Genomic DNA, 15,077 nt, shown 5'->3' with positions numbered 1-15,077 from the left:
AAGGTGCCCAGATAAACCGAGCACCCTACATAGTAACTTATTGAATAGCTTTTTTTACCTCGCGCCAGTCAATAATCTTAAAGTTTTGCGGTGCCTGTGGCATACGGTTGTAACCATCTTGCACAATTAGCACCCCTTCAGGGTAGCCCGGTAGTGCAGCCGGTGTGACCGTTAGGCCATCGGTTTCTGATACGCCATCTATTGCTAACTCTAGGTTATTACTGATTGCAAACTTACCCGCAAACTCAAGGCTTGGGGTATTGCCATCAATAATTTTATAAAGCACATAGCTGTAATCACCTTGGCTAGAAACCACTAAATATCGAGCATCTTTTGCGTGGTAGATTTCCATGCCTTCTACATCATCAACCAGCATATCGTTCACGGTTTGTAGCATTACAGGTTTATTTCCTGCTGTTGGCTCAGCGCCAATAAACCAAATACCTTCGTCTTCTTCACCTAAAAATAGCTGTGCGGTTTTATCATCAGCACTGCAACCTTCTGGTTGGCTTGGAACACTAAACTCGCGCACTAGTTGTGCTGATACGCTCTCATTATCACCTGTTAGTTTGTATTGCTGAAACAGGCCTGATTTGTCATTCATAAACACATAGTTGCCTGTGTTTGATGAGTACATACACATACCGTAAATTTCGTTTAGAGTCGTTGGCAGCTCAGCAAAATGTTGCACCTGATTGTGAGTATCGACGCTGTAAACACTGATGCTGTTATGAGTACGGTTACTACCTGCAATCCAGGTATTCGTTGCGTTGTTGATACTGGCATGTTGGCGCACATCAACATTATTTAAACGGCCTGTTTCTAGTGCTTGTAGCTCTTTGCCTGCAAGGTCATACACCATTAAGCCACGGCGTTTATCGGTACCTAAGATCAAGCTTTTAGCTGCATTATTAGGGTTTACCCAAATTGCAGGGTCATCGGCGGCATCACCAAAAGCACGTACTGCATCGGTTTGCGCTTGTGCATTGATGTAAGTAACAGCCGCTGTTTTAGCGCTAGTGTGTTGTTTAGCCTGCCCATTTATTTGACCTTTTACATAATGACCTGATTCATCATCGTATAACACGATGTCAGCTTGATTATTGTTAAAGCGCACTGCGGCAGACTCAATCGCCAGTTCACCAGCAAATTGCCAGCTGCTAAAACGCTTTGTGCTATTTTCGTAGCGATGTAATTGGTTATCTTCAGAAGTGGTGAACCATAAGCTGCCATCTTCTGTTGTGCTTAAGCCGCCAACTTCAGGCGCTAAGCTGCCAAATGGCGACATCATAGCAAGGGGCTTTTTATCGGCGCGTGATTCAGCGTCGGCATTAATTTGCCAAATGCCTAGCTCGCCTTCACTTAAATAAAGAGTTTTACTGTTATCATCAACCGCACAGCCTGATGTTTCACTTACGCCAGCAAACTCACGTAATTCAAGGTTTAACGCGCTTTTGTTTGCCATATCAAACACCAGTGTTTCGCGGATAAGACCACGAGCGTCTGCCACAAATGCCGACACGGCTTGAGTGGTCGGGTTGGCAAATAAGCACACCGCCTCAGGTTTTGCTTTTGGTGGGCTGATACGGCTAATTTCAGTTAGCTGCCATTTAGCTGCTTTTTGTAAGCTAAAAATCACCGCTTGGTCGGCTTCGTTGTCGATGCTGGCAACAAGGTAACTGTTTTTGTCGATCGCCTTAACAGATAGCGCTTCGAAGTTACCTTTTTGTAATGCGTGCTGTTTACCAGTGACATCAATAAGTTGTAGGCCTTGGCTTTGTGAGCTTAATAGCCAAGCGTCATCAGCAAGGGCTGCTGCTTGTGAGCCTTGCATATTTTCAGTTGTGCCAAAGGCTGTTAATTGGTTTTTATTTGGTGCCTCGTTTGCCGTTGTTTGGCTACACGCTGCTAGGGTGCTTAGCATCACTGCACTGGCAACAAGATTAAGTGGTTTTTTAAAATTCATGGGATCCCCAAATATACAACAAGGCAGCAATGCGCTGCCTTAATAACTCTTATGTGTATTAAAACGCGTAGCGCAGCATTAACTGGATAACAGGGCCTGCTTCTTCAGACTCCAGTTCATACTCGTCAAAGTCGCGGTTGATTTGGTCATCAACCGTGTCGAACTTGTTGAAGGTTTCGTCTTTGCTTGCATCAAGTAGGTTTGAGCCCACTAAACGAAGCGTGACGTCTTGCCAGCGTTTTTCTACGAATACTTCAAGGTCTGCACCGTAGTGTGTGGTTACTTCTTCACCCACGATACGACCATAAGCATCACCTTGTTTACGGTAAGTTGCACCGAACGAAGCGCCTAAATCAGGTAGGTCTTGAATAAAACCAACGTTAAACACGTAGTCAGATTGGTCGTTGAATTTACGGCTACCGAAAGTGTCATCTACTTCTGAATCAAGCCATGAGTAGTTAAAGAATACCCCTGTGTTTGGCATGCTAATAGCGCTTAGCGGCGTTGATAAATCAAGCTCGATACCTTTTACGTTGCCATCACCGGTGTTACGCGGTTGCAAAATGTAAGTACCATCACCTTCTGAGCCTTGTTGGCCTGTATTGGCTATTTCGATAAGGTCAGTGACATCGCGATAGAACACATTAATACCCACGACGCCGCTTTTACCTAAGCGATATTCATAGCCTAAGTCCATACCCCACGATGATTCTGGTTGTAGGTCTGGGTTACCTAAAAAGTCGTTATCGCCTAGCTCTTTTTCAAGTAGAGCAGGGGTGATGTAATCAAAGTCAGGACGACGTAAGCTACGTGCAACCGATGCACTAACACGGCCGTTTTCAGAGACGTTATAGCGTAAATGTGCCGATGGTAAGAAGAAGTCATAATCGTTTTTAGCGCTTACACCTTCTACTTTGTCAGTAATGGTTGAATCAGTTGTTTCGTAGCGCACACCTAACTCCCATGAGAAGTCTTGGTCTTCGTGCTTAACTAATGCAAATACATCTAGGCGGTCTTCCTCGAGTTTATTGACACCACCAGCGGCTGCTTCAAACTCGTTATTAAAGCCTGCCAGTGACAGTGGTGTTTTGTTGAACTGATCCCAGCTAGTAAAGCTTTGTTCGCTTTCACCTTCGGCTTGATAAACAGCAGTATCGCGCTCTTTACCTTGTACAAAGGCACCGAATTGAATCGTTTTGTTCTCGCCTGCAAATAAGCTATGTTGCCATTGTAATGACCATTCTTTGTCATCCAGGTCTACGGTTTCTTCTTCTTCCTCAAACACCATAGGTAGCTCAGAGGTATCGATTTCTACTTCTTGCTCGTAAACAGACTCTTCAAAGCTTGCAAAACCAAGCTTAAATTTACTGGTGCCACCAAAAAGGGGTAACTCATAACCCGAGTTGATGTTGTAGTTGGTTTGATCGATGAAAGATACATTGGCGTTGTCGGTCTCAAGGTTACCGCCTTCAACAATTGAATTATTGATTGCTGTTGGGTCGTCATATTCGAATGAACGCTCATCTTCAGTACGGTCGGTATCAACCCAAATCGCGCTGATATCAAACTTGCTGCCGTCATCAAAAGCTATTTCGTAGCTGGCGTTTAGCGAGGTGTCGTCACCGTCACGGGTGTCTGATTGATCTTCGCGGTTATCGAATTCTTCGGTTTTGTAATTGGCGTTATTCTCTGGGCTGTCGCCATAGCGTAGGCTTGATTTTTGTTTTGGGTTATAACGGCCTTGTACGTTCGCACCAAGTAGTAAACGGCCACCAGCAAACTCAGTGCCGTAAACACCTGCAAAGCTTTCTTTTAATTCGCCATCGTCATAACGTAGGCCACCTGCACGCAAGTAACCACCATCTAGGCTGTAACCGTCACGCAATACAATGTTTAGCGTACCGGCAATGGCATCGGCAGAGCGGTTTGCACTTGAAGCACGAATAATTTCTACACGCTCAATTAGCTCAGCAGGAATACGGTCAACAAAGAATGAGCGGTCAGCACCTGCACCAGGGACTTCTTCACCGTTAATAAGTACCTTTGTGTAAGCTGGGCTTAAGCCACGCATACGTGCGCCATCAGACTCTAAAACATCCGATAAAAACGTGACACTCGGTACACGTTTTAATGCATCACCGGCAGTCAGCGGTTCAAAACGTTGAAAGTATTCTTGTGAGTATTCAAGCGTCGGTGCCAGCTCTTGTGAGCGGTTGCGATAGCCGATTTCGCCATATACAACAAGCTCTTCAGAGACTTTTACTTTTTTCTCATCGCTGCTTTGTTCGTCTTGTGCGTAAGCGGCAAATTGGCATAAGGCGAGGGCGCTTACTAACGCCTTCGTTTTAAATTGTTTCATGGGGTTGCTCCTGGTTGTCCTTGGTTTGATGAGCAAAGTACGCAGCTTAAATGACGCAAATGTGACAGAAAATCGCTAACAACCAGTAAAAACAAGTGATTAGCGGGTTTTAAAAGTGCTTTTGAGCTGTAATAACCCCACCTTTTTAAGGTAAATACAGTGCTGAAGGGGTTTAACAAGGTATGACTGTCGTTTTGCTGTCACATCATTGAGCTAATATGACCCTGCTGCTTTAAGCGCTAACGAGTTAGCATGGCAGCGTGAATTATTGTTAGGTACTGAGAATGCGATATAACCCTTTTACTCATCATCGATTTTTAACCAATGCCGTTATTGCTTTGTTTGTGATTGCGTTTTTGCTAAGCGCACAAGCAGGAGAGTTAAAGCCTTTTGCCGATATTGCTTGGTTAGATATTTTAGGCGAGGGTGGCATTGTGCTAATGACCCTGACTTGGATAGCTGCGCTACTTATTTCGAGGCCGCCCGGCAAAGTCACCAGCTTTTTAGTGCTTGGGCTAGGGCTTTTTATGTTTTCAGCTTCCCTTGATTTATTTGATGAGTGGTTACATCAACCAACCAATACGTGGCTTACTTGGATTGAATCATTGCCTGCGCCGATAGGCATGATTTTCACAAGCCTTGGGCTGTATCAGTGGCACCAAGAGCAATACGTGCTTAACAGGCAACTAAAACGCCGTGAAGCTCAGCATCGTGAGCATGAATTAGTATGCTCAATAACAGGGCTGTATAAGGCTGATTACTTACAAGCTGTGTTAAAAGAGCAATTAAGTGAGCCACAGCCTCTGCAACTGGCCGCTATTGATATTCGTGGTTTTGCTGATTTTAACGCTGAATTTGGCTTTATCGAAGGCGACCGCTTACTAGGTGAAGTAAGCGAGCTTTTATTGATGAATTGTCGCCTTAGCGATGTGGTGTGCCGCTATGCAGGAGACTGCTTTATGGTGCTAATGCCAAACACCAGCGCAGTACAAGCGAAAGAGCTGGTGGCGCAAATTACCTCGGCGCTGAGCCATTGTGCATTTAAGGTCGAAGGCGAAAAACACGCTAAGTTTCAAGATGTAACAGCGGCCTTAGTGGGCAGTATGCATGGCGATACACCACAAAGTTTAAGCTCGCGTTTACACGCTAAGTTACAACAACAAAAACAACAAAGAGTCATCCATTGTGAAGCCGTATCTTAATCAAGATGACAAATACCTCACCGCACAGGGACTGATCACCACGCTGGTGGAGCTGGCCTTAAGTCGCGGCATTGCACTGCATAAGTTACTCAGAGGCACAGGGGTGTTTGAGCAAGACTTAATGAGTGTGCAGCATCAGTTTAGTATTTCGCAGCAAGTACGCTTATTGACGCAGTTTAAGCAGTTGATGAAATCCGCCGACAGTGGCTTTTTATTAGGCAGTCAACTAGCAAACGATACCTCTGTTGCCGCCCAAGGCGTGTTACATGCAGCGCATATCGGCCAAGCTTTAAAGCAGTTACACAATTTACGCATGCAACTAGCCCCTTTGTTATTTAGTTACAGTTATGTACACAACGAGCAGTACTACATTGTGCTGCAAAATGCTGTGGGCTTGGATGATGAAATAAGCCAGTACGTTATGGAAATTTACAGCGCCGCGTTTTACCAAGTTCTTAAAAAAGTGGCGGGTGAGCGAGTACCTTGTCAGTTTGAGTTTGCCTATAAACGTGCCAGACATAGCCAAGAATACGAGCAGCATTTGGGCCTTAAAGTTGCTTTTGAAAAGCCTATAACCCGCTGGGTATTAAATAAACACGCGCTTAGGCTTACTAACCCCGCGTTTAGTAGTTTTCGGTTCTCACAAATTAACTCGCAGCTAGCGGCATTAGATTCAGCAAATAGCACTTTTGTGGAAGCCGTAAGCCGATTAATTTATCAAAATCCGGCGTTAAATTTAGACCAAGTAGCTAGCCAATTTGCCATGAGCCCTGCAACCTTCAAGCGTAAATTAAAAGCTCATGGCGTACGTTTTTCTACCTTGTATGATGAGCAAAGTAAGCGCAAAGCGATTTACCTACTTGCCATGCGCGAGCAATGCAATGAGCAAGTTGCCATGCGCTTATCATTTTATGATATTGCTAATTTCAGACGAGCGTTTAAACGCTGGACCGGGCTTACGCCAAGTCAATTGAAAGGGTAAGAAAGCCCGCTCTTATCGCTAAGAGCGAGCGTGCAGTTAAAGGGTTTCTAAAAATGCGATAAGCGCATTTTTTTCATCTTTACTAAGTGCTAACTTATGCAGTAACTCTGTTGTTTGTGGGTAGTTTGGATCATCTTTAAATTTTTTGCTCGGTTTTGGCCTTGCTCCACCTGCATTATAAAAGTTGACTATCCCCAGCAAACTTTGAAAGCCACCATGGTGCATCCAAGGTGTACTTTGTTGTAACGCTAAAAGAGAAGGGGTTCTAAACTTGCCTATATCAGCTGGGTCTTGGGTGGCATCAAAACGTCCTAAATCTTGAAGTTTTCGACCATAAAAATGCAGCCCCGTAATATGAAATTCATTGTCGCTGAGTAAAGCACCTTCATGGCAAGTCATACACCTTGCTTTGGTTCTAAAAAGATGCAAGCCTTCAAGTTGTTGATCGTTTAAAAGTGCAACCGCTTCACTAGGACTCGTTTGCGCTTTATCGATAAAGCGCGTGAATAATGATTCTGGAATATCAAAGGTACGTTCAAAGGCAACAAGCGCAAGAGCCAATAGTTCTTTGTTTAGTGCTTCTTTGCCAAAGGCATTGAATATTGGGCTTTTATAGTCCTCAGCACTGTTTACTTTGTTAAGCACAAGATCAACGGAAGTGCCCATTTCTATCGGGTTTTCAATCGGCATTAATGCCTGCTCTGTCGCAGTTTTAGCCCTGCCATCCCAAAAGAAACTTTGCCAATGGTCAACACCAATAATGGCTTGGGTATTTCGGGTGCCCACTTGGCCATCAATGCCGACAGCTAGTTTTCGCCTATCTGAGAATGCTAAACGAGACTCATGACAGCTTGCGCAGCTTACCGTGTTATCTCGTGACAAACGGGTATCGTTAAATAGCTTTTCGCCTAATGTGATGATCTCATCACTTTGATTAAACGGTTTAGCTTTTAAAGGTTTGAGCGGGGCAGCTGGCACATCTTTACTGCTAATAATCGCAGGCCACTCATGCTGTGGCTTTGCGTATAACTTGCGTAATGATTGCTCTTGTGTGAAGGCGCTCGTTGTAAAAATGCCGCAAGTTAAGAGAAATAACCATTTATTCATAGTTATAAGATACCCCTAACCAAAACATTCTACCTGGTTCAATACCTGAATTTCCTTCTGTAATAGCGTGACTTCTGGCATTAAATAAGTTGCTGATATCAAGGCGAACTTCAAGAGATTGAGATTGACTAACTTGATACTCCCAACGGCTACTTAAGGCAAATATAATACGAGCGTCAAAGGTATGAGCTTCATATTTGGATATATATATATCGGTCGAACCACACGCAGCACATTCACTTCCAATGCCTATTCTTTGATCGTTACTAGACTTAATAGCGGTTGTATAACTACCGCTGTAGGTTGCTGTTAGACCAGTTGAAAAAGTATCAGTCCAGTTGGCATTCCAACCAAAGTTAGCAGTTACTGGGCGACCAAAATTCGCTTTAAGGGTATCTAACTCAGATAAGCTCATCAGCTCACCCTCATAGTAAACCAGTGTTTCAACAGGCGTGTTATCGGGTGTTGCAGTGTAGTCGCTATTGCTTTCACTGTTTTGGCTATAAGATGCATTAGCCCATATTGAATGGTCGCCAAATTTGGCATCCCAAGATAGCGAGTAACGCTCGCTTTCACCTGTACCATTATTATAAATAGTAATATATTTAAAACCGTCATTTTTTAGGTTGGTTTCTTCGTTTCTCGCTAATTGTTCTTTTTTGTTACGGTGCACATATTTTAATGCAAAGTTACCGAAATCTTCTGTCGCGTGACGAAGACCTAAGGCAATTTCATCATCGTAAGGACTTTTTACGTCGTCATAGATATAGCGGAAGTTACCTGTGTAAGAAGAAGGAAGCCAAGCTTGTAAATAACCGTTTTGAATAGGGCGATACTCACGATAAGCAAACTTTTGTTGCTCTTTAATTTTATAACCGAGTAGGCCCGCATCGTAATAACGGTTTAAACCCGCGGTCAATAGTGTATTGCCATCGTTAAATACGTCATAACCCATTGATAAGCGTGGCGCGATATTGTGATTTTTGAAAAAATCATCGTAGTCGTATCTAACACCTAAATGAAAATCAAACTGTTTCCAGGTGATCACATCGGTGGCATATAGTGCCGCTTTATTTAAGCTTACGTCTATTTGTTCACTGGGTGTGACCAAACGTGAGTTAAAATACTGAGCTGTTGTCGCTACGTTATTCGAGTAGGCAAGCAAGTGCTCTGGATTATTAAAATCGATACTGCCACCTAATTGCTCGGCAAGGGTATCTAAATCAACATAAAAATTTTGCTCAACACAATCAAGGGTATAGCCACTACAGTTTAGTTGTGCGTTGGTTGATGAGTATTGAATTGGCGAGTCATACTTATAATAGTTTTGTTGGCGGGTACGCTCATAGTTTTGATGGTTGAGTTCAGCGCCCACGCGAATTGCGTGCTCAGTATTGCCCCAACTTTTACGCTCAAGTGTTAGGGAATTTCGCCAATTAAAGCTGGTTTGCGTGTTATCAAGATTGCCATAACCGCCGTATCTTGAAACAGGAGTTGAATCAGGGCTCTGATCGGCTAATTGACCCCACTCTTTGCCTTTTGCTTGAAGCCAAGTATAAAAATGCGCAGGCCCTGTGCGATTATTATCACTTTGGCTCATATTAAACTTACTGCTGAAGTGACCAAAGCGTGTTTCTTCACCTAAATTAGCCGTAAAACCAAAGCTTCCTCCTTCGACTTGGTAGTCACTATTAAGCACGTCTTTCAAGTATGAATCTGAAGTATAAGGGGCATACATAACGCTTAAATCGAGTGAATCAACCCAGCCATCGCGATAGCTGTATTTAAGTAATGCATTGATGTTTTCTCTACTTTCGACCTTTTGTGCTGAAAGCGAAACATCTGAGATATCACTTTTTAAATAGCTTACGCTTAGCAATAAGGCATGCTTGTCAGTCAACTCTTTTTGAATTGAAAAATCGATATTGGTTTTTTCATAGGTTGGTGGCTCAAGGGCGTCTTTGCCCTCAGCGGTGTCATCTGGCTCATCATTATCGATTATATGGTACTCCCCCCAATCACTGCGATTACCACGAATACCTAAGCTTACACGTGTTTCTCTAGAGAAAGCAGATATCGTTTCGGCATCAATCACGCCACCAGAAAAGTCGCCAAAGTCTGCTGGAATGTTGTGATCGTACACAGTAATTGACTCTACGATTTGACTGTTAATATTCATGCTTTGCACACCGCCTGACACCTCATTTTCAGAGGCGCCAATGCGGCTCGCACTGGCAGGATCAAGACGATTGTTATAGTTCATGCCATCAATCATAAAGCCTGTTTGCCAAGGCTTTGCACCCGAAATACTAATTTCAGGGGCACTAATTTCCGCAAGGTTATCAATCGAGTAGTAGTCTTCACTTAATTGCACGCCCGGCAGTAAGGCAATCAATTCGTTGATATCACCATTACCTTTTGGAGTTGCTTCAATAAAGTTTCTATCTAAATAGGCGCGACCAATTACTTCAGGTACTTCAATCCCTATGTATTGCCCTTTAATGGTAATGCGCTCTACCTCTTGATCTGAGCATTGCTTATTGTTCTTATCATTACATTGAGGATTTGTTGCTTGTTGCTTTACTTCATTAGCGTGTATAGGGGCATTAAGTAAAAGCATCAAACACGCTGATAAGTAGCGCATTTGCATGGTAAAACTCCTGAAATACAAGTGATTAGATTAAAATAGGAACAGTCAAATGACTTGTAAGGCTTCATTGCATTTTTTAAATGCTGCTTTTATTGCGCATTACACATAAAAGTAAATGATGAAAAATTACAATGCTAAACATACGAAGAGATTTCGGATGTGTTTTAAAGTTTGACTTTCTATTGAATATAAAATTTTTTTCTTAATGTTATTGAATAATAATGCGAGGCAAGGCGACCTCGCATTATTGTGATGGTGTTATTCTCCTAAAGGAGTCACATCGATACTATCTTCAATACCATCATTGTCGGCATCGTTATCAGCAATTAAGCCCGATTCAGCAATTGCTTGCTCTGATGCGCTGGATAGGAAGAAGTTAGGTTTGCCATCGTGGTCTGTATCGATACTTGCGATCGAAGATGCAGGGAAGTCATCTTTTTTAGCTACTAAGTTAGCATAAAGGGCTGTAAGTGATAGCTTATCTGCTTCTGCATTGACTGAGTGATCGATTAATTCTTTTACTGCGGCATCATTGCCAAGTCGGGCCTGAAAAGTAAGCAATGTTTCAAGGTTACTTTGAATAACTTTATCGGTTTGTAAGAGTACAAACGTATTTGCATTGGCTACGAATGGCTTTAACATTTCAATTGTTTCAGCATAAGCTGAAGCATACTGCTCGTTATTTACTTGGAATCTAGCTAATGATGAGGTGAGAGAATAGCTTTTGAATAGTCCACCACTTGTTTCGCTAGTACTAAGTGTCGCGTAAAGTACTTTATCAAGTAGAGTTTTATAGTCATTAATATCAAGGTTTGATTGTTCTGATTGCAGTGTGGTTAAACTGATATCTAACCAATTTAACGCCATATCAATTAGCCCAGCTTGCACAAGGTATCCGAGTGAACTCAATCGCCATTCTATTTGTGTTTGTTTTTCTTCAATTAAGTTAATTTGAGTGTTAAGTCTTTCTGCGGTGATGGCTACCGAGTCATTCTGAGATACAAATCCAAAAATAGCTAACTGCTGATTTAAAGCATAAGCAGCAGAGGAAGTACTAAAGTTAGTGTTATTTTCTATAAAGTAAGAATCTATAACCTCAGCACAGCGTTGTGCAAAAATATTTGCTTGTTCTTCCCCACCTAAACTAAGGGTAAAGTCGACAAGGCCGCCACAACCGAATATTCCGGTGACATAATATGCGTTAGTTTCATTTAACACATACTCTTCAGAAAATAGGATGTTTGCGGCGTAATCCGTCAGAATTAGGCCAAGTTCATTTTCACCTCGAACTCGAAGAATATCAGCAGCACCTGGTTGGCCTGATGAAGTTATAAGTGTTTGATAGAAACTTTTTGCATTAGGTGTTTCGCCACTCATAAAGTATTCTTTAGCGTTTTGCACCGCATCCTCTATGGAGATACCCGCTTGTAGTTTGTTAGCTACTTCATAAGCAAAAGAAAATTCAATAGCATCATCTTTGTCATCTTGATCTGTAAGTAAAGCAAAGGCTGGGTTATTTGAAAGCTCTACATCATATAAAGCTTTAATATTTGCTGTTAACACTTCTAATGGATAGGTGTATGTCGCTAAAGTTGCTTCTGCATATGGGCTTGCAGTAAAGCTATATGTATTATCGAATCCAACAACACCATAATATGAAAGCGCTAAGTTCGTATAATATTTTGCCAAATCAACTTCATTGAGCTGTATAAAAGATTGAGCAGCCCATGCAATGTAAAGCACTCTCATACGCTCAGTTGGTTGGCCTTTGTAGTCACCTGATTTTTGAGTAAAATAACCGATTTTTTCACTTAACTCGGCCATGGCTTGGGTGACTTTTACTCCTTCATTTCTTACTGTTTCTGTGTGAGTCGCTGCGTATTGATCTTTAGAAGATTCAACGGTTTTTTTGATTGCAGATATAAATCTAATATAAGTCGCATTATATTCTTCTGTATAAACCTCATTTGCATAAAGTTTAAGTGTGTCTAACATGGCTTGAGCGTATTCGGTTTGGCCAGCTGTGTTGTATTGATTGGTTAGAGTCAGATAAAACCCCGGATCTGAGCTGCTGATGTTATCTAGGCCTTTTTCAGCAAGGTACTGATTGTAAAGAGTTGCAGCATCTTGTCTAAACGTTAAAGCCCTCTCGCTTAAACTTACTAAATCAAGAGATTTAGCTGCATCTAAATAGGCTTTTGCTTTTGTGTCTATTGCTGAAATTTTGCTGAAGTGTTCGTCTGCTTTCTCAGCAAAGCCTGCAATAAGATAACCAATAGCTAATTGTGTGTTTACTTCGTCCATGTAAACATCATCATTGATATTGTCACTAATCGCTTGTGCTTGTTTTAAATGAGAGTTATTTGAGCTGTAGTAGTAATTAAGTTTATCTTCGTTAGTCACATAGGACGGTTTTAATTCAATGGTTGCGCTGATAGGCGAGCTAATAATGCCATCGGTAAATTCGATAACAAAACTGTCATTAATTTCTGACAACGTATCAGCTGTGAATAGAAATTCACCCGTTTGTTCATCTAGAGTAAGGGTGCCGTTGGCAGGGGCCGTTACTAAAGAAACAGTCACAGTGTCACCGTCAACATCATTAAATACTAATGTGCCTTCAGTCGTTGTTGAGGTGGTTACAGTGATTGACTGGCTCGTAAGCGTTGGTGCATCGTTAACGTTATTAACCGTAAAAGTAAGTACTGCATCAGTACTTAAGCTGCCATCAGTGGCGGTAACGGTTACTGTGTCTTGGCCTGCAAAATCTTCTTTTGGGGTATAGCTAAAACTACCATCAGCATTTAAAGCAAATATCCCGTTACTTGCTGCAGAGCCGAGGGTATAGCTAACAGCATTATCACCTGTTGCCACAACTTGACCTGTAATAGATGTATCTTCATCTAGAGTGAACGCTGAGTTGCTGGTGAACTCAGGTGCATTATTACTATCTGAACCGCCACAGCCAGTGAGTGCAAATGCAATCACAAGTGGTAAATACTTTATTCTATTAGTCATGTTTATACCCGCATTTATTATTGGTAATTTCAAAAGGGAGGGAATGTTATCATTATAATACGAATGATAATAGATCTTAATAGCGTTTATTTGTGCATTTTTATGCAACTGTAGTGACTCAGACTTGAAAGCTTAGGTAGAAACTATGTTTTCCATCTGAGAATAATCGCATCATTGAAAATTAAAGCTAATTCATAGCAGTTATTTTTCCCGAGCTGCGTTAGACTATTGTTATTGATGTAATTAACCGAGGTCTCAAATGATTGAGTATCCTGTTGACCAACTCCCCCAGTTAATTGATGACTTGCTTCAGTGTGACACTACAACGCGTAAAAATAAGTTACTCGCTGATGCTAAAGAAAAGCTTTCTACAGAACATTTATCTTTATTGTTTGAAGCGCTACCTAAAGAGCAACGTCTAGAGATTTGGCAATTACTCGATGAAGACACGCAACATGAAATCTTCATTAACTTAGGCGGTGATAGCTGTCGCTGGTTATTGCAAAGCTTAGATGAAGCTGAAGGTTTTAAGCTACTTGACGAAGTGAGCGTAGAAGAATTACTTGAACTCGAAGAAATTATTCCTGAGCGCTTTGTTGATTATGCACGTAAACAACTTGATGAAGTTCAAACAAAGCAGTACGACCTTGCACAGCAATATAACCCAGAGCAGTTAGGTCACTGGCTCGATTTTGATGCGCTAAAAGTATCAGAAAAACTCACCGTGGCTGGCGCGCGTAAAATTTTTCAAAAAGGCTTACCGCAATACACCGAGGTGATTTATTTGGTCAGTCGCAAAGGTACATTAATTGGTGAAGTGGCAATTAATGCATTATTCAAAGCCAATGATAACGACAGCCTGCTTGATTACGCGAACCTTGATGTATCGGCTTTACATGCTGATGACGACCTATACGAAGCTGCTGAAGTGGTTATTCATAGTGAACAAATGGCGATGCCTGTTGTGAATGCCGATAACAAATTATTAGGCCGATTGTCAGTGTCATCTGCTTATGAATTGCGTCAAGAAGTGACCGACGAAGCCGCTGCAAAAGCCGGTGGTCTTCGTGAAGACGAGGATCTGTTCTCAAGTGTCACTAAGTCGGCAAAAAACCGCGGTATTTGGCTTGGTATAAACCTAGCAACGGCATTTTTAGCATCTTGGTTTATTGGTTTGTTTGGCGCAACCATAGAGCAAGTGGTTGCGCTGGCGGTACTGATGCCAGTTGTTGCCTCTATGGGTGGGATTGCAGGTAGTCAGACGTTAACGGTTATTGTACGCGGTCTAGCACTTGGTCAGGTTACCGACTCCAACCGCAAAGCACTGTTAAAGAAAGAGCTAAGAGTAGGGGCATTAAACGGCTGTGTTTGGGCCTTTGTGATTGGTGTACTCACTTATTTTTGGTTCAACGATGGTATGTTAAGTTTAACAATCACTATCGCTATTTTACTTAACTTAGTTGCCGCGTCGTTATCAGGGGTGGTGATCCCATCGATTTTAGATAAGCTTAAAATTGATCCAGCCCTTTCAGGTTCTGTGATCCTTACCACAGTCACCGATATTGTTGGTTTTGTCACTTTCCTTGGCCTGGGTAGTCTTCTTTTACTTTAAGTGGTTAATGCGCTGGCTAAGATAATTAGCCAGCTTCATTTCGATTATGCTGTTTCTTTACGGGTATTGGTTGCAATTACCTACAATTCCAATATCACGACGTTTTGTTTTGCCATCAAAGGTCCAAGTTGAATTGTTCTAACTTATACAAGTGACTATTCGAATTTATTCATTATTTAGC

The 15,077-nt window shown here is 42.0% G+C and carries 8 protein-coding genes; 3 read left to right on the top strand and 5 right to left on the bottom strand.

Features of this window, described 5'->3' with window-relative positions:
• Positions 1 to 37: 37 nt before the first annotated feature.
• Positions 38 to 1,966: a phytase gene (locus AOG27_RS04760; protein WP_054551836.1), complete on the bottom strand. Its 1,929-nt coding sequence runs from the start codon at positions 1,964 to 1,966 to the stop codon at positions 38 to 40.
• 58 nt (positions 1,967 to 2,024) lie between these two features.
• On the bottom strand, positions 2,025 to 4,325 hold the full coding sequence (locus AOG27_RS04755) for a TonB-dependent receptor plug domain-containing protein (protein ID WP_054551835.1): 2,301 nt from the start codon (positions 4,323 to 4,325) through the stop codon (positions 2,025 to 2,027).
• A 284-nt stretch (positions 4,326 to 4,609) separates the two neighbouring features.
• Here AOG27_RS04755 and AOG27_RS04750 point away from each other — a divergent pair, with 284 nt between their 5' ends.
• Both AOG27_RS04750 and AOG27_RS04745 read left to right on the top strand, forming a co-directional pair.
• On the top strand, positions 4,610 to 5,527 hold the full coding sequence (locus AOG27_RS04750) for a GGDEF domain-containing protein (protein ID WP_054551834.1): 918 nt from the start codon (positions 4,610 to 4,612) through the stop codon (positions 5,525 to 5,527).
• Positions 5,511 to 6,509 carry a helix-turn-helix domain-containing protein gene (locus tag AOG27_RS04745; protein WP_054551833.1) on the top strand — a complete coding sequence of 333 codons (999 nt, stop codon included), beginning with the start codon at positions 5,511 to 5,513 and terminating at the stop codon, positions 6,507 to 6,509. Before AOG27_RS04750 ends, AOG27_RS04745 begins: the two co-directional genes overlap by 17 nt.
• A 36-nt stretch (positions 6,510 to 6,545) precedes the next feature.
• Here the strand turns inward: AOG27_RS04745 and AOG27_RS04740 are convergent, their stop codons facing one another.
• The 3 genes from AOG27_RS04740 to AOG27_RS04730 all read right to left on the bottom strand — a co-directional run bounded on the left by AOG27_RS04740 (position 6,546) and on the right by AOG27_RS04730 (position 13,284).
• Positions 6,546 to 7,616, bottom strand: a complete 1,071-nt coding sequence (locus tag AOG27_RS04740; protein WP_054551832.1) for a cytochrome-c peroxidase — start codon at positions 7,614 to 7,616, stop codon at positions 6,546 to 6,548.
• On the bottom strand, positions 7,609 to 10,266 hold the full coding sequence (locus tag AOG27_RS04735; protein WP_054551831.1) for a TonB-dependent receptor plug domain-containing protein: 2,658 nt from the start codon (positions 10,264 to 10,266) through the stop codon (positions 7,609 to 7,611). The genes AOG27_RS04740 and AOG27_RS04735 overlap by 8 nt, the downstream gene beginning before the upstream one ends.
• 258 nt (positions 10,267 to 10,524) lie before the next feature.
• A complete protein-coding gene (locus AOG27_RS04730; protein WP_054551830.1) occupies positions 10,525 to 13,284 on the bottom strand; it encodes a cadherin-like domain-containing protein in 2,760 nt (919 codons plus the stop codon).
• Between the two features lie 259 nt (positions 13,285 to 13,543).
• Here AOG27_RS04730 and AOG27_RS04725 point away from each other — a divergent pair, with 259 nt between their 5' ends.
• A complete protein-coding gene (locus AOG27_RS04725; protein WP_054551829.1) occupies positions 13,544 to 14,896 on the top strand; it encodes a magnesium transporter in 1,353 nt (450 codons plus the stop codon).
• The last annotated feature ends 181 nt before the right edge of the window (positions 14,897 to 15,077 follow it).

The sequence above is a fragment of the Pseudoalteromonas lipolytica genome, assembly GCF_001306915.1.
Taxonomy (GTDB): domain Bacteria; phylum Pseudomonadota; class Gammaproteobacteria; order Enterobacterales; family Alteromonadaceae; genus Pseudoalteromonas; species Pseudoalteromonas simplex.
The sequence above is the reverse complement of the archived record's forward strand: the minus strand, read 5'-3'. Positions and strand labels throughout refer to the sequence as shown.

What these genes read in the sequence shown, in the direction of transcription:
- AOG27_RS04760 (WP_054551836.1), bottom strand. Translation starts at nt 1,966, where the DNA reads ATGAATTTTAAAAAACCACTTAATCTTGTTGCCAGTGCAGTGATGCTA.
- AOG27_RS04755 (WP_054551835.1), bottom strand. Translation starts at nt 4,325, where the DNA reads ATGAAACAATTTAAAACGAAGGCGTTAGTAAGCGCCCTCGCCTTATGC.
- AOG27_RS04750 (WP_054551834.1), top strand. Translation starts at nt 4,610, where the DNA reads ATGCGATATAACCCTTTTACTCATCATCGATTTTTAACCAATGCCGTT.
- AOG27_RS04740 (WP_054551832.1), bottom strand. Translation starts at nt 7,616, where the DNA reads ATGAATAAATGGTTATTTCTCTTAACTTGCGGCATTTTTACAACGAGC.
- AOG27_RS04735 (WP_054551831.1), bottom strand. Translation starts at nt 10,266, where the DNA reads ATGCAAATGCGCTACTTATCAGCGTGTTTGATGCTTTTACTTAATGCC.
- AOG27_RS04730 (WP_054551830.1), bottom strand. Translation starts at nt 13,284, where the DNA reads ATGACTAATAGAATAAAGTATTTACCACTTGTGATTGCATTTGCACTC.
- AOG27_RS04725 (WP_054551829.1), top strand. Translation starts at nt 13,544, where the DNA reads ATGATTGAGTATCCTGTTGACCAACTCCCCCAGTTAATTGATGACTTG.